Annotated in this window: 16 protein-coding genes and 2 pseudogenes; all 18 read left to right on the forward strand. The window is 43.5% G+C overall.

Translation table 11 applies throughout. The annotated features are described in order from the left end of the window. A pseudogene (locus GC102_RS21195) lies at nt 1–378 on the forward strand (rhamnogalacturonan lyase family protein); the annotation flags it as partial. Between the two features lie 319 nt (nt 379–697). Then, nucleotides 698–1,657 carry an ABC transporter permease gene (locus GC102_RS21200; protein ID WP_246321036.1) on the forward strand — a complete coding sequence of 320 codons (960 nt, stop codon included), beginning with the start codon at nt 698–700 and terminating at the stop codon, nt 1,655–1,657. Nucleotides 1,658–1,678: 21 nt separating this feature from the next. Beyond that, a complete protein-coding gene (locus tag GC102_RS21205) occupies nt 1,679–2,566 on the forward strand; it encodes a carbohydrate ABC transporter permease (protein WP_171691263.1) in 888 nt (295 codons plus the stop codon). 77 nt (nt 2,567–2,643) lie between these two features. After that, the gene (locus GC102_RS21210) at nt 2,644–4,185 is read left to right on the forward strand and encodes a DUF3502 domain-containing protein (RefSeq protein ID WP_171646349.1); all 1,542 of its coding nucleotides are present in this window, start codon (nt 2,644–2,646) and stop codon (nt 4,183–4,185) included. A 109-nt stretch (nt 4,186–4,294) separates the two neighbouring features. Then, complete coding sequence (locus GC102_RS21215; RefSeq protein WP_171691264.1) at nt 4,295–5,581, forward strand: Gfo/Idh/MocA family protein; 1,287 nt, start codon at nt 4,295–4,297, stop codon at nt 5,579–5,581. Beyond that, entirely contained in the window at nt 5,575–7,341 is a 1,767-nt protein-coding gene (locus tag GC102_RS21220; protein WP_171691265.1) for a glycoside hydrolase family 35 protein, read from the forward strand. The genes GC102_RS21215 and GC102_RS21220 overlap by 7 nt, the downstream gene beginning before the upstream one ends. Before the next feature lie 6 nt (nt 7,342–7,347). After that, nucleotides 7,348–7,548 carry a hypothetical protein gene (locus GC102_RS39560; RefSeq protein ID WP_246321037.1) on the forward strand — a complete coding sequence of 67 codons (201 nt, stop codon included), beginning with the start codon at nt 7,348–7,350 and terminating at the stop codon, nt 7,546–7,548. Between the two features lie 95 nt (nt 7,549–7,643). Beyond that, complete coding sequence (locus tag GC102_RS21230; RefSeq protein ID WP_171691266.1) at nt 7,644–8,543, forward strand: aldo/keto reductase; 900 nt, start codon at nt 7,644–7,646, stop codon at nt 8,541–8,543. Between the two features lie 33 nt (nt 8,544–8,576). After that, nucleotides 8,577–10,511 (forward strand): DUF8034 domain-containing protein, encoded by a 1,935-nt coding sequence (locus tag GC102_RS21235; protein WP_171691267.1) that lies wholly within the window; start codon nt 8,577–8,579, stop codon nt 10,509–10,511. Next, entirely contained in the window at nt 10,508–11,362 is an 855-nt protein-coding gene (locus GC102_RS21240) for an amidohydrolase family protein (RefSeq protein ID WP_171691268.1), read from the forward strand. The genes GC102_RS21235 and GC102_RS21240 overlap by 4 nt, the downstream gene beginning before the upstream one ends. Nucleotides 11,363–11,369: 7 nt before the next feature. Continuing rightward, complete coding sequence (locus GC102_RS21245) at nt 11,370–11,693, forward strand: L-rhamnose mutarotase (protein WP_171691269.1); 324 nt, start codon at nt 11,370–11,372, stop codon at nt 11,691–11,693. Beyond that, nucleotides 11,690–12,232 (forward strand): family 43 glycosylhydrolase, encoded by a 543-nt coding sequence (locus GC102_RS21250; RefSeq protein WP_171691270.1) that lies wholly within the window; start codon nt 11,690–11,692, stop codon nt 12,230–12,232. The genes GC102_RS21245 and GC102_RS21250 overlap by 4 nt, the downstream gene beginning before the upstream one ends. A 79-nt stretch (nt 12,233–12,311) precedes the next feature. Continuing rightward, nucleotides 12,312–12,818: pseudogene (sigK, locus tag GC102_RS21255) on the forward strand (RNA polymerase sporulation sigma factor SigK); the annotation flags it as partial. A 60-nt stretch (nt 12,819–12,878) separates the two neighbouring features. Further along, complete coding sequence (locus GC102_RS21260; RefSeq protein ID WP_171691271.1) at nt 12,879–13,304, forward strand: ABC transporter ATP-binding protein; 426 nt, start codon at nt 12,879–12,881, stop codon at nt 13,302–13,304. A 449-nt stretch (nt 13,305–13,753) separates the two neighbouring features. Beyond that, entirely contained in the window at nt 13,754–17,671 is a 3,918-nt protein-coding gene (locus GC102_RS21265; RefSeq protein ID WP_171691272.1) for a discoidin domain-containing protein, read from the forward strand. A gap of 238 nt (nt 17,672–17,909) precedes the next feature. Continuing rightward, the gene (locus GC102_RS39565; protein ID WP_171646181.1) at nt 17,910–18,845 is read left to right on the forward strand and encodes a carbohydrate ABC transporter permease; all 936 of its coding nucleotides are present in this window, start codon (nt 17,910–17,912) and stop codon (nt 18,843–18,845) included. 59 nt (nt 18,846–18,904) lie between these two features. Then, nucleotides 18,905–19,735 carry a carbohydrate ABC transporter permease gene (locus GC102_RS21275; RefSeq protein WP_171646182.1) on the forward strand — a complete coding sequence of 277 codons (831 nt, stop codon included), beginning with the start codon at nt 18,905–18,907 and terminating at the stop codon, nt 19,733–19,735. A gap of 113 nt (nt 19,736–19,848) precedes the next feature. Beyond that, nucleotides 19,849–21,216 carry an ABC transporter substrate-binding protein gene (locus GC102_RS21280; RefSeq protein WP_171691273.1) on the forward strand — a complete coding sequence of 456 codons (1,368 nt, stop codon included), beginning with the start codon at nt 19,849–19,851 and terminating at the stop codon, nt 21,214–21,216. The last annotated feature ends 44 nt before the right edge of the window (nt 21,217–21,260 follow it).

Genomic DNA, 21,260 nt, shown 5'->3' on the forward strand with positions numbered 1-21,260 from the left:
GATCAGGCAGGCAATGAAGAACAACTCAAAACCGTCGAATTTAAAGTCGACAAGACAGCACCAGTGCTTTCCGTCCAGTTGGATAAGACGTCAATTTGGCCAGCGAATCATAAAATGGTTACGATCAATGCCACGGTGAATTCTAGTGATGCTACATCGGGCGTTGAATCCGTGGTATTAACGTCCATCACGAGTAATCAACCGAATAGCGATCCAAGCGACATTCAGGCCAATTTCGGTACAGCCGCCACTTCCTTTAGCTTGCGTGCAGAGAAGTCGCGTATCTATACCATCACGTACACGGCAACTGACAAAGCGGGCAACAAAAGGGTTACAACAGCAACCGTCAGAGTACCGCATGATCAATCTGGCGAGTAAGTAACAATCATCGGGATATCAGGGTCAAATGAAAATCGTCAGTTTCCTTTGAGAAACTGACGATTTTTTCCTATTTTTGGAGGACGCCCAATTGATTACACTGAACTTAAAAGTCTCGGATAACCTGTTGGACATAACATGTGCAGGGAACGAGACAAATGAACTGAAAAATTTTTAGACAGGCTCTTTAGTGTATTGGAACGACAAATACAATAAAATGCCTTTTTTACACCCGAAATTGCAATAAAACGCTTTTTTTACACTAGGATTCCTGAACTGGTTAAAGTAAGATGTGGTCAACAGAGAGGAGGTGAACATAATGGCTTACCCAGATGTGATGGCGCACCCAACTATAAAAGCTAGAAAACGAAACTCGTTCTGGCGAGGAATCAAACGCAATTGGGGTTTAATTAGTTTAGCGCTTCCAGGTTTAATATTCGTTATCGTTTTCCAATATTTTCCTATGTTTGGCTTAGTGCTTGCCTTCAAAGATTTCAACTTTGGTAAAGGGATTTGGGGCAGTGATTGGGTGGGTTTGAACAATTTTAAATTCTTTTTTACTTCGGATGCTGCTTTACAAGTAACACGAAACACCTTGTTATTGAACTTAAGTTTTATTATCTTAACAAATTTGGTTTCCATTGCTTTTGCGCTCATGCTTTTTGAACTGAGCCGCAAGGCGGTAAAGTTATATCAAACGACGTTGTTTTTCCCTTACTTTCTATCCTGGGTTGTGGTCAGTTATGTGACGTATGCCTTGCTTAATCCCCAATTGGGTGTAATCAATCATCTGTTTAAACAGCTAGGATTTGCTGAAATCAATTGGTATATGGAATCTAAATATTGGCCCTTTATATTAAGTCTTGCTTTTCTATGGAAAAACATCGGCTATTCCACGCTCATCTTTTATACGGGCCTTATGGGCATCGACAAAAGTTACTATGAGGCTGCGGCGATCGATGGCGCTTCCAAGTGGCAGCAGGTTCGTAATATATCCATACCGCTGTTAACCCCGCTTATTACGTTGATTTCCGTTTTGCAAATAGGCAAAATTTTTTACTCTGATTTCGGTATGTTCTATTTCCTAACTGCCGATTCTGGGGCGTTATATGCCACAACGGATGTTATTGATACGTATGTATATCGTGCTTTACGGGTGTCAGGGGATATCGGTATGGCAACTGCAATTGGACTGTATCAATCGTTGGTCGGGTTTGTGCTGGTACTGACGGTGAACTTCATTGTTCGAAAGATCAACAAAGAAAATGCGATTTTTTAGAAAAAAAGGGAAGTGGAGAGTATGGGTTTACGGAGAAACATGACTCTGGCAAGAGGACTTATTCATGGATGGTTTATCATATTTTCTATCTTCTGCATGGTTCCGCTGCTGTATGTCATTTCGATTTCGTTCTCAACAGAATCGGACATTGCTAAAGAAGGATATAGTCTTATTCCGAAAACGTTTACAACCTTTGCATATGACTACTTGTTACAAAGCCCCAAGCAACTGATTACCGGCTATTCCGTTTCCATCTCGGTGACTGTACTCGGAACGGCCATCAGTTTGCTGATTACTGCCATGTTAGCGTATGCTTTGTCCCGTAAAGATTTTTCGGGAGCTAATGCATTATCTTTTATCATATTTTTCACACTCTTATTTAACGGAGGGCTCGTCCCTTGGTACATTTTGATCAAAAAGTATTTGCACATCGATAATTCTTTACTTGCTTTAATTTTACCATATGTGATTATGCCGTGGCATGTGCTGTTGATGAGAGGGTTTTTATCTGAAATTCCATCGGCACTCATAGAGTCAGCCAAAATAGATGGAGCGAAAGAGTGGCGAATCTTTTTTCAAATTATATTGCCATTAGCCAAGCCAGCTATGGCCACAGTAGGATTATTCATCGCTTTTATTTATTGGAATGACTGGTGGTTAGCCTTGCTTTATATCGATAATGAGAAGTTGGTTCCGCTGCAATATATGTTGTATAGGATTATGAACAACATTCAGTATTTGTCGAGTCATATCAAACCAGGTACTGTCAACATCGATATCAGCCAGTTTCCGAATGAAACGGCTCGTATGGCCATTGCGATCTTGGCAGCAGGACCGATTCTGATCGTGTTCCCGTTTTTCCAGAAATATTTCGTAAAAGGTTTAACGGTAGGTGCGGTTAAAGGCTAAGTTTCATTATTTTATTGGTTGTAGACGGCAGAGCCGTTACAATATAGAAAAACAAATACAGGGAGGGTTTATCAATTATGCAGAAAACATTTAAAGTAGTGGGCGTAGGTCTTGCATTAGGCCTAGCAATGTCCAGTATTTTAGCAGGATGCAGTTCGAAAAATGAAACTTCGAGCAGCCCATCGGCAGCTCCATCAGCTTCAGCAGCGGTATCACCGGCAGCAACCACTGCACCCAAGCTTGAGCCTGTTGAATTGACATGGTACTTAGACAATACGCCGCCAGCTGATGTTGCTACTGTAGAAGCAGCAATGAACAAAATTTTGCAAGAAAAGCTGAAGGTGACGCTTCATCTTAAATTCGTCGATTGGGGCGCGTATGACCAGAAGATGCAAGTGGTCAACGCTGCAGGCGAGAACTACGATCTTGCTTTCACGGCGAACTGGGCGAACAATTATTATCAGAATGTGAGTAAAGGCACCTTTATTCCTGTGGATGATCTTCTGCAAAAATATGCACCTACTATTCTGCAAACGATTCCGAAAATCGGCTGGGATGCTGCTAAAGTGAACGGGAAAATTTATGCGATTCCAAACTACCAAGTTTGGACGATGACGAATGCCATTGGTTTCCGAAAAGATTTGGCAGACAAATACGGCTTTAAATCGGAAAATGTGAAAACGTTGGCGGATCTAGAGCCGTTTCTAGCTCAAGTCAAACAAAACAATCCGGAAATGGTTCCATATGAAATGGATAAAGCCGGCACGTTCGGTGTAAATCTTGTTGCTTATGGCTTTGATGAAGTCGCTGGTCGCAACATTCCAGGTGCGATCAAATTGACTGACAGCTCCTTGAAAATCGTGAATCAATTCGAATCGGACGAATTCAAATCGTATGTGAATTTAATGAGAGATTGGAATAAAAAAGGTTATATTCGTAAAGACGCTGCAACGTTAGCCGACGGACAGGCCGATCGAAAAGCAGGTAAAACCGCAAGCCTTAGCTTGGGCAACATGGGGCCAGATGACCTTGATAATCCGCCGAATATTGGTAGTACAAGTTACCCTTCTTACGTTTCAAGAATAACACAGCCCTACCTGTTGACCAGTTCGATTATCGCAACGATGACAGGGATTAGCAGTACCTCTAAAAATCCGGAAAGAGCGGTTATGCTGCTTGACCTCTTATTTAAAGACAAAGAGTTGTACAATATTTTCGCAAACGGTATCGAAGGCAAGCATTATCAAAAACCAGAGGGCTACAAAAAAGTAGACATGAAAGACAGTACCTATAATCCACAGTTTGATTGGGAAATCGGCAACTCGTTCAACTCTCTCTTTATGAGTCCGACTGTAGCGGATGCATCTATCAAAATGAATCAATCTGCAAAGGGATCTCCTATTCTTGGCTTCACTTTCGATCCAAACCCGGTAAAAGCGGAAATTGCACAAACAGCTACAGTGACCGCGCAATACATACCGTTGCTGACAACGGGTTCTGCCGATACAGCGCAATTTTTACCAGAATTCATCGATAAACTGAAAAAGGCCGGAAGCGACAAAATTATCGCCGAAGAGCAGAAGCAAATCGACGCTTGGAAGCAAACGAAGGGGAAATAAGCCGTACTAATCTTTAGCAATAGGGAGTTTTCAAGCAGTGACATTTCAATATGTTAGTGTGTGAAAGCTCCCTTTTATCAAATTTACCCCTAGAAGGAGAAATCGCTAGATGACGAAAATAACAGCAGCTTTAATAGGAGCCGGACAACGAGGCGCCGATGCCTATGCAACCTATGCGTTGGATCACCCGGATGAAGTAAAATTTGTGGCCGTTGCCGAAATGGATCCCGTGAGGAGAGAGCGTTTCAAGCAGTCTCATGCAGTTAGGGAGGACCATGTTTTCGAGAGCTGGGAGCAGCTGCTTGCAGGACCGAAGATAGCTGATGCGATCCTCATTTGCACACAGGACCAAATGCATTACGAGCCTGCCATCCGAGCTTTGGAGAAAGGGTATCATGTACTGCTGGAAAAGCCGATGTCGCCTAGTCCGACCGAGTGCGTTGTGATGGGGGAATACGCCGAGAAATATAACCGGGTATTTTCGATATGCCATGTGCTTCGGTATACCGATTTTTTTGTAACGATTAAACGGCTGTTAGTAGATGGGGCGATTGGTCGTCTTATTTCCATTCAACATACGGAAAATGTAGAGCATAGGCATCAAGCGCATAGTTTTGTAAGAGGAAACTGGCGGAAATCCGAAACCTCCAGCCCTATGATTTTGGCAAAGAGCTGTCATGACATGGATATTTTGTCATGGTTGGTGGATGCCGACTGCACGAAAGTTTCCTCATTCGGATCACTAACGCATTTTCGCACCGAAAGTGCGCCGGAAGGAGCGCCATTACGCTGTTTGGACGGCTGTCCGGTTCAAAATGAATGCCCATATTATGCGCCTAAAATGTACCTTGAGAGAGACGACTGGGTTGGTACCGTGCTGCGCAACGTCGTCAGTAACGATCCAAGCGATGAAGGCGTCCTGCATGCTTTGAAGGATGGACCTTATGGCAGATGCGTCTACCATTGCGACAACAATGTAGTGGATCATCAAGTCGTTAATTTGGAATTCGCTAATGAGGTCACTGTCGCCTTCACAATGTGCGCTTTCACGCATGAAGGAGGGCGCTCGCTTAAGTTGATGGGCGCTCGCGGTCAGATTAGAGCAGATATGGATAGGAATGAAATCGAGGTCACCAGCTTCATAACTGGGTTAAAAGAAAAGATTTCTCTGGATTCGCCATTGGAAGGCCACGGTGGAGGCGATCACGGCATTATGCGGGATTTCGTCCGATTAGTCAGCAATGGAGGAGAAGAGGCTGGACTTACTGGTGCAAGGACTTCCGTACAAAGCCATCTGATGGCGTTCGCTGCTGAAAAGTCGCGTTTGGAAAGCAAGGTGATCCAAATGGCCGAGTATATGCAGGAATTGAAGATAAGGAGAACCGGAAAATGCTAAGCATCTCAGGTAACAAATTTGTATTTAACGGCAAGCCGATCCGAATTTTATCGGGAGCTTTGCATTATTTTAGAATCGTTCCAGAATATTGGCGAGATTGTCTTCTCAAATTAAAAGCTTGCGGGTTAAATACGGTTGAAACGTATGTGCCATGGAATTTGCATGAACCCAAAGAAGGCCAATTTAACTTTGAGGGGATTGCCGATATCGAGCAATTCATTCATTTAGCTGGAGAACTCGGTCTGCACGTGATTATTAGACCGAGTCCTTATATTTGCGCGGAGTGGGAATTCGGCGGGTTGCCTGCATGGCTTCTAAAGGAAGACAATATGCGGCTGCGCTGCGCTCATAGGCCATATTTGGACAAAGTTGATGCTTATTATGATGTGTTGTTGGCCAAATTAGTACCGCTGCTTTGTACGAATGGCGGACCGATTATTGCTATGCAAATCGAAAATGAGTACGGAAGTTATGGCAACGATAAGAACTATTTGATGTATGTGAAGCAGGCTATGATTGGTCGTGGCATAGACGTTCTATTATTCACATCGGATGGGTATACGGACAGCAACTTGCAAGGAGGCACGCTTCTTCCGGATGTTTTGGCTACAACCAACTTTGGATCACGGCCGGATGAGGCGTTTGGAAAGCTGCTGGACTATCAGCCGAGTAAACCGCTCGTCTGTATGGAATTTTGGAACGGCTGGTTTGATCATTGGGGTAAAAAACATCATGTTCGAGAAAGTGAAGATGTAGTGCAAGTGCTGGATCGGATGCTGCAAATGGGAGCGTCAGTCAATTTTTATATGTTCCATGGAGGAACGAATTTCGGATTTTATAACGGTGCCAATGATTTGGGCAAATATGAACCGACGGTGACCAGCTATGATTATGACGTATTGTTGAGTGAATCCGGTGATATTACTGACAAATATATCGCGATTCGCGAAGTGATCTCAAAATATACCGAAGTTGAAGCTATAGAATTGCCACTTCCTCTACCGAAGAAACATTACGGTGAAGTGCGATTAACGGAGCAAGCGCGGTTGTTTGACTCGCTTGCTTTGTTGACTAACCCGATTCACAGTGTATGTCCGGAGCCGATGGAACGACTTGGTCAGAACTATGGGTTTATTTTATATACAACATCTGTTCAAGGGCCATTATCGCAGACCAAATTGGCGATCCAAGAGGTACGAGATCGCGCGCTCGTATACCTTGATGGCGTGTTTCAAGGCGTTATCGAACGAAACACACACGATGTGACACCGAATATATTAGACCACGATATCGTGCTGGACATTCCGCCCGGGGGTGCAATATTAAGCATTTTGGTAGAAAATCAAGGGCGGATTAATTACGGCTATAACATGAAAGATCCGAAGGGAATTACCGAAGGTGTTCGTCTAGGTCTGCAATTCCTATATAATTGGACAATTCATACGCTGCCGCTGCATGATTTGGCTGCTCTGAAATATAACGATGTGCAAGCGACGAGCCCAATTACCCCAACATTTTACAGAGGAGTATTTCTAATTGATGAAGCAGGCGATACATTTTTGAAGTTGGATGGTTGGATCAAGGGTGTCGCTTTTATTAACGGCTTTAATCTTGGTCGCTATTGGGATATTGGCCCGCAAAAAACGTTGTACATTCCGGCTCCGTTGCTGCGGGAAGGGGAGAATGAGCTGGTATTGTTCGAACTTCATGGGATGAAAAATCCAGTAGTTCTTCTTCAAGATTACGCTGAGTTAGAATAGCCAAAAGTGAAGTCGGTCATTTCCCAAACGGGCAACGAATTGGATAGCGTCCTTTACCATCAACAAGTTACAGAAGGCAATGTCATTCGCAACGCCACCGGTTACATTGACCGCATTAACTATTTTCACATTGCAGACAACCCCGGACGCAATCAGCCGGGTACGGGCGACCGAAGAAGCGCCATTGAAGACAAAAGCAAGCCTTAATTAGTTCATAAGATCAGTCGGTTAAGGGGATTTTCTCAAGACTCATTGCAATGAGATAGGGAAAGTTCCCTTTATTGAAAAAAGGAGCGATGAACGTGGAGTATACAATATTCGGTAAAACAGGATTGAAGGTATCCAAACTTGGCCTGGGCGGCGCTCCGCTTGCTGGTGATTTTGGCAGGACGGATGAAGCTGAAGTACAGCGTTTGATTCATGAGACGATTGATTCGGGTATCAATTTCATTGATACCGCCCCCTTATATGGACGAGGCGAATCGGAGCGCCGCATTGGTAAAGCGCTGATCAGTCGCAGAGAGGGCATCGTACTAGCTTCCAAAGCAGTCAGGTCGGACATGACATACGATTACAACAGCACTATCCGATCTGTGGAAGATAGCCTGCAGCGGCTGCAGACGGATTGGATTGATCTTATGCAAATTCACGATGTGGAGAGTCAGCCGTATGAGCTTGTCGTGAATGAAACCATTCCAGCGTTGCAAAAACTTAGACAAGACGGAAAAATTCGCTATATTGGCGTAACCACGAGAGATTTGCCGTTGCTTATGAGATTTATGGATACGAGGCTCTTCGATACAATCCAATTTTATGCCCGCTATATGTTACTGGATCATACGGCTAAGGACGAAGTGCTGCCATTTGCCAAGGAGTTGGGCGTCGGCGTGATCAACGGCAGTGTGCTCGGTATGGGTATTTTAGCTGATGCACCGGCTCACTTTTTGGACGATGAAACGTCTTCAAAGGCCAGAGATCGAATGGAAATGATAGGCTTCTTGCGGAAGTCGGAGCCTAAAGGGCTGATAGAACCTGCCATGAGGTTTAGCTTAAGCAACCCTGATATTCATGTCACGTTAACGGGAACAGCTTCGCTTACTTCGCTGCGCACCAATTTGTCTTTCTGTGATGGAAAGGGCTTAGAGTCTGAAGAGTTGAAAAAAGTGTATGAGCTATTTCAAGGGCAGCAATTGTTCAACTGATGTAATCGCATTAATCGGAAGGAGAAATGTGCAATGATTTCATCTCATCGTCACGAATTGCCCGCATATGTCCGTGCATCGGAGCACGTCGTTCCGCCTCAGTGGGCTCTGCAAGAACAGACTCTTTTTGAAACGCTGAACAAAGCGGCCAAAGAATTCGTTGATCGGTACACGCACCCTGATGGCACGCTTATTTGGTTTGAGCATTGGCCGGGGATGGATGGGTCGGATGATCCATATGAAGGGTTTATGAATTTGGCGCTCCTGTATGTGATCGGAGGCAGCAGTGAGCTGCACGAGATTTCCCGGAAAATATGGGATGGCATTACATGGCAGTGGACGGAATACGGTCAAATCCATCGTGAATTCGATGGGTATTATGATTGGATGCATCATGGAGAGGGCTACTTATATTTGTATTTTCTAGGATTGGCCGGACCATCAACGCTCAAAGATCGACATCGGGCAATGAAGTTTGCGAGCATGTATACAGGTGATGATCCAGAAGCTCTTAATTACGATAAAGAACTGAAGTTGATCCGTTCCCCATTGACGGGCAGCCGTGGTCCACGGTTTGAGGTATCCGAAGAGGATTGGAGTACGCACCGAGGCATTTTGGACGATTATCTGGCTCCGTATGAAGATATTCCCGGTGTAGATTTTCAAAGCCTCAAATGTCCTTGGTCCAATGATGAGGTTTATCAAAACCTGATTAATATGATGAATGAGAGAATGAATCGTGGGGATGTGCCTCTGAATTTGAATGCGACGGGCTTGATTACACATGCATTCTTACATTCTGGAGATGAGAGCTTACGGAACTGGGTGATCGATTATGTGAATGCTTGGCAGGAACGAACACATCAGAACGGTGGTATTATTCCGGACAATGTAGGGCTATCCGGGCAAATAGGGGAGTACAACGACGGCAAATGGTGGGGAGGCTATTATGGTTGGCGTTGGCCTCATGGCTTCATGACGATACTTGAGCCGCTGACGAATGCGTGTATGAATACGGTGCTTCTTACTGGTGACTTGAACGGCTTGCAGTTAGTTAGAGAGCAGTTGGACAGAAACTGGGAGCTACGCCAAGAGCAGGATGGTAAATGGGTTGTGCCATATAAGCATTTTGATAGCGGTTGGACGGATTATCGCGAAGCAACGCCGAAATATCCGGTCTACCTATGGTCGTTGTCGATGGCGGATGAGGATTTGGAACGCGTGGAGCGTATTCCGAAAGATCACGACTGGAATGAAGTGATTGTACCAGCTTTCTCCGGGAGGGACCCCAAAACTGGTCGGGAGACCAAGCATTATATTGGGAACACGCAGCCTTGGTATCAATATATTCGCGGACTTAATCCGGATTATCCAGAGCGTATCCTAAATGCCAACTACGAAATGGTCGGGAAACAACTGACCAAAATGAGATCGCCCGATGGTGATCCGCGAAATTGGTCGGAGCATTACAGTGAGGGCATCTACTCTGCTATTCACATCTGGCAGGAAATGTGTCCGCTGTATTTCGAGGGACTTGTGCAGCTGACGCTTGGTGGGCCAATGCACATATCGCACGGGGGGCTGCAGCATGGACGAGTCAGGTATTTTGATGCTGACGCGAAGCGTCCGGGACTTCCTTCAGGCGTATCGGCGTTGGTAGAGAAGTTAACCTCGAATTCAGTGACACTTCATTTGGTTAACACGAACCAGTTTGAAGATAGAGCGTTGGTTGTTCAGGCCGGCGTATTCGGTGAACATCATTTTTTACATGGAGAAATTATAAATACCAAAGGCGATGTGATCGGAACTGTGGCGGTTGAAGAGAAGTGGCTTCACGTATCGCTGCCTGCGGGAACAGGTATCACATTACGTATTGCGATGGAGCGTTTTGTTCATACTCCAACTTACGATATGCCTTGGCCGGATGCTGATAAGCAGACATTCATTCGGGGGCGAGATGTTAAATGATTATTGACGCACATCAGCATTATTGGAAGCTTGCGCGTGGGGATTATGCATGGTTGTCTCCACAGGCCGGAGCGGTGTTGTATCGCGATTATATGCCGGAACAGTTAAAGCCTGACCTAAAGCAGAACAACGTGGTCGGTACTGTACTTGTACAAGCGGCAGCTACCATGGAAGAGACTGAATTTATGCTTGAAATTTGTAAGCAGGAGGAAACGGTGCTGGGCGTGGTCGGGTGGCTTGATCTAGAAGGAGCTGATTTTGAAAAACATTACCTCCGTTTTCGAGCTGATTCACACTTTGTAGGCATCCGTCCAAACCTTCCAATTGTCGAAGATGGAGATTGGAGTCGTTATCCAAAGCTGCTCTGCAATTTAGCATTGCTTGCTGAAGATGGATTTCCAATTGACTTCCTCATTGGCCCCTCTGATCTGCCTAGGATCGTGAAGCTGCTGGATCTCGTTCCAAAGGTTTCAGCTGTCGTTGATCATCTTGCTTTTCCAGACATTTCGGGAAAAGGGATTGACTCTTGGACGGATGGCTTGAATCTGATCGCCCAGTTTGAGTATACGGCTTGCAAGCTGTCAGGGCTGGCTACCGGTGCTGGAGGAATGCCTTGGCAGGCTGTAGATGTTGCTCCCTATGTTGAACGTATCTGTAAGATGTTTGGATCGGATAGAATCATATTCGGAAGTGACTGGCCCGTCTGCTTGCAAGCCGGCAGCTTCACAGAGATTTTAGAAATAGCACGTGAGGCGCTGCCATCTTCGCTAACGCCATCGCAGCGCAATGCTATTTTTGCCGGGAACGCCGCTCGGATTTACCGATTGGATATGAAAGAGATGAAGGAGTGAGGAAGAGATGGAGACAAACAGGATGACAACGATCAAAGTGGCACATCTTCACGCGGATCAAGTCGAACGCTATGAACAACTTCATCGCGACATTCCTGCAGGGAACGAGAAACACATGCGGGAAGCAGGAATTATGTCTATGCGTATTTTTCGCGAAGGACTGATCTTGTTTATGATCGTCGAAACGGATCTCTCACTAGAGATTCCGACTCGTATAGTTGATCAGCAGTTAGAAGAAGAATGGCGCCGATTGACCGGTGTATGTTTTTCGAGTTTTTGGCAGGATGCAAACGAGATTTATCGGTTTCAGAGAGAGGAGTCCAAGGAATGAAGGGGCTAAACAGAATTATCGAAAACCCGATTGTACCCGGTGATAACCCCGATCCTTCGATTGTCCGCGTTGGAGCAGATTACTATATGGTGACCTCGACGTTTCAGTTTTTCCCTGGCGTTCAAGTCCTCCATTCCAGGGATTTGGCCCACTGGAAAGCTATCGGTCATGTCATTACACGTAAGAGCCAGCTTGATTTGACGGGAATGCCGGATTCCTTCGGCGTTTTTGCTCCGGACATCTCATATTATGACGGAAAGTTTTGGGTGGTTGTACCTTATTATCACGGTCAACCACGATGCACGAATTTACTTTTCGTCGCAGACCGCCCGGAAGGACCATATAGCGAAGCTATCATGCTTAATCATCATTTCATTGATCCATCCATTTTCAACGACGATGACGGCAAACGCTATCTGGCATTCGGGGGTGGATGGGTTCATGAGATGGCGAAGGACGGCTCCAAATTGATCGGCGAAGCGAAGCAGGTATGGCCGGGAACCGGCGGAGCCGCTCCGGAAGCTCCGCATATCGTCTGATTTATTTAATCCTATGTTAAGTGAACAACTGAACATTATTCATCTATCGGGTGTGTAGTGGGAATTTACGTTGCTTTGTGTTCTAAAATTCGACAATACAGGAGAAGATCTCGAGGATTTGATCTCGATTGGGACGATCGGATTGATTAAGGCGATCGAGTCGTTCTCGCCGAACAAAGGGACCAAGCTCGCGACATTCGCCGCTCGCTGTATCGAGAACGAAATACTTATGCATCTTCGCTCATTGAAGAAAACGCGTAAAGATGTGTCCTTGCATGATCCCATCGGAACGGACAAAGAGGGGAATGAAATTACTTTGATTGACATCCTTGGCACGGAGGCCGACGATGTCGTGGATAAGGTGCAGCTCAAGATAGAGAAGAGCAAAATCTATCGGAACTTAGAGATTTTGGATGATCGCGAGAAGGAAGTCGTTGTTGGACGCTTCGGCTTGGAGCTTGGCGGGGAAGAGAGGACGCAGCGGGAGATTGCGAAAGAGCTCGGCATCAGTCGCTCCTATGTGTCGAGGATTGAGAAGCGGGCGCTGATGAAGCTGTATCATGAGTTTTATAAAGCGAAGCGGTAAGGGTAATGAATCAGATACTTCATTTATTTGGACTTAGTGCAAGTAATGGAGGTGAAGGTTATGACGTTAATCCATATCGAGAATGCTAGTAAATACTATACGATGGGCGAGGAAACGATTAAAGCATTAGATGACGTCTCGCTAGATATTGATCATGGAGAGTTCGTGGCTATTATGGGACCGTCAGGTTCTGGCAAATCAACGCTGATGAACATCATCGGGTGCTTGGATGTTGTAGATAAAGGTATCTATGACCTGGATGGTCAAGCAATAAATGCACTTAAGGATTCTGGGCTTGCTGAGATTCGTAATCAGAAGATTGGTTTCGTTTTTCAAAGCTTCAACTTGCTTCCGAGATTAAGTACCTATATTTTCAGGCGGCTGAATGAGCAGGGCAGGACGATTATTGTAATTACTCATGATCGGCAGGTTGCGGAGCAGGCCAAGCGGATTGTGAGGTTTCGGGATGGGAGATTGGTGCATTAAATTATATGTATCGTCTAACGAAGTTTTTGTTATAGGAGTATGTTACATTTACCGCTATTCATATGGCGGTTTTTTTGCACACTTCTTAGTGCAAGGCCAAGAGACAGTGAACAATCAGGAAGTATTGTGCAGACAATTTTACAAATCAAACCATGTGATGCAATCTAGAGGCGGAGTATAGAAAAAAGACATATGGACCGCCTTCATCAAAATAAACATTAAATTTCTCACGCAAGCGCATTTATTCGGGTTTGTAAGATGATAACAAATTACAAATAGTTTCAGCTAAAATTACAAAGCGTTTTACCAGTAATGGATTATAATCTATTTATGCTTACAATAAACTTGTTTAGCTAAGGGGGGACAAACTCAGCCAGAGGCTTCTCTATGGAAAATGCAGCAAATTCGAGTTGAGATTATTTTCAGGAAAAAGAAGGGTGGAAAAAAGTATGTTTAACATGCTTCAAATGAAAAAGATTTCAATTTCTACGTATCTGATTCTCACTGTATTTGCAGTTATTTTCACAATCGTTATTCAGACACCGAAGGCAAATGCTGCTTCTGCAAATTATACCCAAACCACGGAAACAATTGGTGGTGTTAATTATTCGGTCATCACCGTTACTTATTCCGGGGATGATGCAGGTCCCGCAGTTAATGAAGCCATTGCAGCCGCCAAAAATGCCGCGAAACCAGTCATTTTGGATTTTCCGACAGCCACATATAACTTTAAGGATTCGTCTGCTTTGGATGCTCAATATTATATTTCCAATGCATCGACTGCATCACAATCGCCAGGAGGGTGGAGAAAGGTCGGACTTTTGTTTAATAACATCAGCGACTTGACGATACGTGGAAACGATTCGACGCTGATGTTCCACGGCGTGATGACGCCCATTATATTTGATCATGCCGTAAATGTGAACATGAATAACATTAGCTTTGATTTCAAACGGCCGGTTATGTCTGAAATGACGGTGGCAGCAGTTGGTAGCAATTATATTGAAATGAATGTTCATCCGGATTCCTTGTATAAGATTGTAAATAATCGACTTCAATGGACAGGTGAGGTTGACAGCAATGGCAACGCGACAGACAGTTGGGTAGCGAGAGGGTACGCAAACGTCACTCAAGTGCAAGAATATGATCCAAATACCAAAAAGACGTGGAGAAAATCCAATCCCTTTGCGAACGCTTCTAGCGCGCAGGATTTAGGAGACAGGAGAGTAAGATTTAATTACACCAGCGCCCCGAGCTTAGCCATCGGACACGTCTTTCAGCTTAGAAACGACGTTCGCAAAGAACAGGGTGCTTTTATTTACCGGAGTAAGAATGTAACCTGGACAGGGGTAAACTTTTACGCTGCTCCTGGACTAGGCATCGTAGGGCAGTATAGTGAAAACCTTACCTTTGATCAATTAAATTTCGCACCGAAAACGGGAAGTGGGCGGACAAACGCATCTATGGCCGATTTCATGCAAATTTCGGGTTGCAAAGGCCAAATAACGGTAAACAATTCCAACTTCTTCGGAGCACATGATGATCCGATCAATATTCACGGTACTCATCTACAAATTGTCGACAAACCGGCCTCCAACCAGATCAAGGTTAGATTTAAGCACTCGCAGAGCTGGGGATTTGATGCTTTTGCGGTTAATGACAGTATCGATTTTATAAAGGGTTCAACACTTCTATCCTCTGACAGCGCTATCGTAACTGGTGTGACTCGAGTAGATGACAATAATATCCTGCTTACCCTTGATAAAAATGTTCCAAGCTCGATAACCGTTAATGATTACTTTGTGGAAAATGCAACGTGGAACCCGAATGTCACAATTAGCAATTCAACTTTTGAATCCATTCCTACAAGGGGCATCCTGGTGACGACTCGCGGGAATGTTCTAATTGATCACAATAGATTCAATAGAATGGAAATGAGTGCGATCTTGATTGCCGATGATGCCAGCAGTTGGTATGAATCCGGTATGGTCAGGAACGTAACCATAAGCAATAATACATTCAATAACAATGGGAATTCTGTCATAGACATTTCGCCTAGCGCGCCTTCCACGAACCCTGATCAGACCGTGCACAGCAACATCAGTATTAGCGGTAATTCATTTTATAAGACGGGAGGAACCACCTCGATCTTTGCAGGAAGCGTCAACGGATTCAACTTTACCAATAACATCGCTCAGGAAGGGGGGGTTCAGATCAATGCAAAAGGTTCAAAAAATGTAACTATATCAGGAAATACGTTTGCACAGAGTGGGGTAACCAAAGGTATAACTTTGTCCTATATGTATACGAATACCGACACAATTGACACTTCTCAAGGTTTTACGGTAACAAGAAACAACAATTATGTTCCTGTAGTTCCTAATCCTAATGACATCCCTCAATCACAAATGACAGCCACTGCAACCAGCCAGCATAGCGGTAATGAGGCAAGCAAAGCGCTTGACGGGAACAGTGGAACGATCTGGCATACTGAATGGTCTCCAATGGCCAATCTTCCTCAATCCATAACGATGAATCTTGGGGGGACCTACAGCATTACGAAATTAAGGTACCTGCCAAGGCAAAATGGTGAATCCAATGGTAATATTACGGATTACACGATTTCTACAAGCACGGATGGTGTAACGTTCACGGATGCAGTATCCGGAACGTGGGCAGATGATAATGCGGAAAAGATCGCAACTTTTAATTCAGTATCAGCAACTTATGTGAAACTGACAGCTACCCGTGGACATGGCGGCTTTGCGTCTGCTGCCGAATTGAATATTGAACGTGTGCCTCAAAACTTCCAAAATCTTTCTTTAAGTGCAGATGCAACTGCATCGAGTCAATATAATTCAGATTTTACGCCCAGCAAAGCGAAAGATGGGAACACTAGCACACAATGGTCGCCGCAGTCCGGAACCGGAGTAAATGAGTGGCTTCAAATGGACTTCGGAACAAATAAAACGATTAATCAAGTAACAATCAAGGAAAATTTAAACAGGACAGCCGGGTATAAAGTGCAATATGATAACGGATCAAGTTGGGTCGATATTGTAACTGGAACAACGATAAATTCGTCGGTCACACATTCTTTCGTAAATATTACTGCACAAAAAATAAGGCTTTATATCACTGCCACTCAAATAGATTCAAATGGTTGGGGAAAAGAACCGAACATAACGGAATTGATCATTAATGGACAGTCATTAGTTACATCGATCTCTGTACATGGCGCAGGCGGTGCAAATTCGCTCTCCGTGAATGGTACGCTGCAAATGCAGGCCAACGTCCTCCCTGCAGATGCAAGCAGCAGAGTAACATGGAACGTCTTCGAGGCGGATGGTATCACAGTAACGGATAAAGCGACTATAAATGCCAATGGATTACTAACGGCAATAAAAGGAGGTACAGTAAAAGTAGTTGCAGCGGCCACTGACGGCAGTGGTGTACAAGGATCCACATCGATTAAGATTGAATCCGATCAGATGGACGTCGCATTGGATAAAGCGAATCTTGCTATCGGCTTCGCGGAAGGTGACAGCGAAGTAGGTGTAACGAAAAACGTTCATTTGATAACGAACGGTGCGAACGGGACAATAATTACATGGAGCAGTGACGCTACATCTGTCATCGACGCGAACGGTACGGTAACCCGCCCGTTATCTTTTGAATCAGATGCGACTGTTAGGCTTTTAGCAACGATTACAAAAGGTACTGTTTCGGACACAAGGACGTTCGTACTTAACGTATTAAAGGGGGTTCCTCCTGTAACCACCGCAATGTTAAGTCCGGCTGCGCCTAACGGCAAGAACAGCTGGTACACGACGGATGTGACCGTAAACTTATCTGTAAGCGCTAGTGTTTACGGAGGCTCCGTAACAACGGAATACCAAGTGAATGACGGTGAATGGGTCGTTTACACCGGCTCCATTCCAGCTTTCGGTGACGGAATTTATAAGCTCGGATACCGCAGCAAGGATCAGGCAGGCAATGTAGAAGATCTCAAAACCGTCGAATTTAAAGTTGACAAGACAGCTCCAGCTCTTTCCGTCCAGTTAGATAAGACGTCGATTTGGCCAGCGAATCATAAAATGGTTACGATCAATGCCACGCTGAATCCTAGTGATGCTACATCGGACGTTGAATCCGTGGTATTAACGTCCATAACGAGCAATCAACCAGATAGCGGCCAAAGCGACATTCAGGCCAATTTCGGCACAGCGGCCACTTCCTTTAGCTTACGTGGGGAGAAGTCGTGCATCTATACCATCACGTATACAGCTACCGATAAAGCTGGCAACAAAAAGGTTGAATCTGTTACCGTCATAGTACCTCATGATCAATCCGACAATCAGGGATAACAAGTTGGTAAGCATGTTGAATGAATGATGAGAATCGTCAGTTTCCTATGAGAAAAATTTGTAGTTCACAAACAAAGAACACGGAACCCAATATGGGCTATCGTGTTCTTTTTGTTTTGGCTTGCTACCCCTGGCAAATAAGACAATAATACAAATGAGTAAAGCATTTGCTCCATTCCGGGTCCATCTGAAATAGTAGATAATATAACTATTCAATCAATTTAATAGGAGGCAACCCGTGGAGAAGATCAATACACTTACTCATCCTGCAAAAAAGAAGTTTCGCCATGGCTATTCATTAGAGAGACGCGAAAAGCAAGTGGGTTTCATATTCGCAATCCCTAGTATCATCGGATTTTTCCTGTTTGTTTTGTTACCGATACTAGGAATTTTTTTCTTGAGCTTCTATAAAGTAGACCTCATGTCAGGGGATTTTTCGTTTGAGGGGTTGAAATATTATAGCAAAATGATTCATGAAGAAGATTTTTGGAAATCAGTTCAAAATACAGGCATTTATTTGGTGATTTATGTCCCATTGACCCTTGTACTTGGACTTGCAATGGCTTTAATCCTTAATGCCAAACTCTATATGAGAGGTTTGGTCCGAACATTTTTCATTATTCCTTATATCACCACTTATGTAGCAACATTAGTCGTTTGGAATGTGTTTTTGCACCCAACGCAAGGACCATTAAATAGTTTACTTATGAGCTTGGGTGTCTCTACACCTCCGCAATACATGGTGGATACACATTGGGCATTGCCTGTTCTTGCTATCATCGGAGCATGGAAAGACGTTGGTTATCATTGCATTTTATTTCTAGCCGCATTGCAAGCAGTATCAACCGACTACTATGAATCTTCTTCGATTGATGGGGCCAATCTCATGCAAAGATTCCGACATATCACGCTACCATTAATCTCGCCAACTACCTTTTTTCTTCTACTGATCACAATTATCGGTGGGCTTCAAGCTTTCTATCAAATGGCTTTAATGACTAAAGGTGGACCTGCATTCAGCTCAACCACACTTACCTATTATATTTATCGTTCCGCTTTTGAATTTTCTGATTTCTCCTATGCATCTGCAATCGGTGTGTTTCTTTTCTTGATAACCTTATTGTTAATTTGGATCAATTGGATTGCACAAAAGAAATGGGTGTTTTATCAATAACATAAGCGGAGAGACTTTGAGCTCCACTCAAAGATCCCTATATTAGGAGGAGGATAACTGTGGAAAATGGATTTAATGTTGGGCAAGGTATAAGATCACTTATATTTATCATAATCGGACTAATCTTTATCACTCCGCTTCTTTGGATGGTATCGACTTCTTTTAAATTTGAAAGCCAAGTTTTTGAAAAGCCATTTGTCTTCTTCCATTGGGGACAATTGAATTTCGAGAATTACAGAAACATTTGGCTCAACACGCCTTTTTTAACTTGGTTATACAATTCTATATTTGTTGTCGTCTTCTCAGTTGTATTTCGTTTAATTATTGCTGCATTTGGTGGATATTCATTTGGTTTTTTAAAATTCAAGTATTCTGGATCCATATTTTTCCTGTTCTTAATGACATTATTTGTACCGTATCAGCTTACCTTATTACCACAGTTTATTGCATTTCGTTTTGTTCATTTATTGGATACAAGGTGGGCATTAATCATCCCGAATATTTTGGATATTTTATCCATTTTCATGATGAGACAATTTTTTTTGAGTTTTCCTCGTGAATTAATTAGTGCTGCTTACATGGAGGGTAGCGGAATTACACGGTCTTTTTGGAAAGTAGCACTACCTTTAGCTAAAGTTCCATTGATTACGCTAGGCATACTCAGTTTTTTTATGATCTGGGATCAGTTTTATCAGCCCCTGATTTTTTTGAAATCTAAAGATCTTTATACAATACCAATGGGCTTACAAAGTTTTCAAACTCAATTTGGTAAAGACTATGCACAACAAATGGCGCTGGCATGCCTTGCCATTGTACCTGTATTAACTGTATTTTTGATTCTACAAAAACAATTTATCGAGAGTGTGACTTCTTCAGGAATAAAAGGATAAAAGAACAGACAATTCTACAAATGAGCCAAGCGTTTATTCCATTCAATATCGAATTCATTTCACTCTATAATTAAATTGTACAAAAATAAAATAAATAAAGGGGAACAACACAAATGATCAAAAAATTGTCCGTTATCGCAGCGTCCTGTATGCTGGTTTTCATGGCAGCAGGCTGCAGTTCCAAAGGCAGTTCGCCAAGCAATACAAGTGCTGTTGATACTAAGAATACAGATGCAAGCTCAAAGGCCAGCGTGACACTTGAGGTATTAAATATTTCTGAGTATATGGATACACCTGAGTTTAAAGCTTTTATCGATCGTTTTCACAAAAAGTACCCGAATATTAAGATTGATCCGATCTCAGTCCCCCATGAACAATATATTAATAAACGTAATGTCATGCTGGCTAGCGGCTCTGTCGTTGATTTAATCTGGGGCAATGGTGTAGATCAGTTTGATGCGATTAATAAGGGATTTCTCATGTCAATTGATGAAGCAGCCAAAGAAGCTGGCGTAGATATGAGTAAAGATTTCGGTAATTTCAAACCGGATAAAGATGGGAAATATTATCGTTTTCCTATTCAACAAAATAACTGGATGCTTTTTTATAATAAAAAAGTATTCGATGATGCTAAAGTTCCATACCCCGATCCTAAAGTGCCAATGACTTGGGACGAATACGCCGTCACCGCTCAGAAACTAACGAACAATGAAAGTGGAAAAAACAAAGTATACGGTATGTTTTATAACAATTGGGGCATGTACTACTATGGTTTCGGCAGTCAATTAACTGACGGTAAGTTCTATACCTCAGATGGATTGAGCAATATTAATGCACCGGAATTCAAACGTAGCTTAGAATGGATGAATGATGTTATCAATGTGAAGAAAGCAGCAATGCCAGTAGCGGAATATATCTCCAACAATACAGATTTCTTATCCTACTGGAACGGTAATTACGGAATGGTTGTTGGTGCCCAATGGTATGCACAGTTAGCTGCGACGAAAAAAGATAAATTCCCGCGTGAATGGAAAGCTGGAATTGCACCAATGCCGGTGCCTAAAGAAATGGCTGGCAAGCATATGAACTGGTCAAGCATCGATTCTTTGGCGGTTCCCAAAAATTCAAAGCATGCCAAAGAAGCGTTGATATTCGCTAAGGAGTACGTCGCGGATTACACCTTGAGTACGGGAACGCTTCCAATGTATAATAAGATCGATGCGAACAAGTACTTCCAAGAGCTAGCTGACAAGTTAAAAGATGACGGAATCACTGTGGAACAAATCAAATATTTGTTTGGCGGTGATCCTGAAGTGATTAATGTCGCAGAAAAGCCGGTTTTTGGCGCGCCATCTGAATATGAAGCAACCTTCTTGGATCAACTTACACAATATTACACTGGAAAAGTATCGGTGGATGATACTTTGAAAAATATTAAGCAAAAAGTCGACAAAGTGATTCAAGATCAAAAAAATAAATAAGTAACTTTCTATGCTCGTCTGATTAGAGGCGGGCATAGAACTTT

The sequence above is a fragment of the Paenibacillus germinis genome (genome assembly GCF_013141785.1).
In the GTDB taxonomy this organism is placed as follows: domain Bacteria; phylum Bacillota; class Bacilli; order Paenibacillales; family NBRC-103111; genus Paenibacillus_E; species Paenibacillus_E phytorum.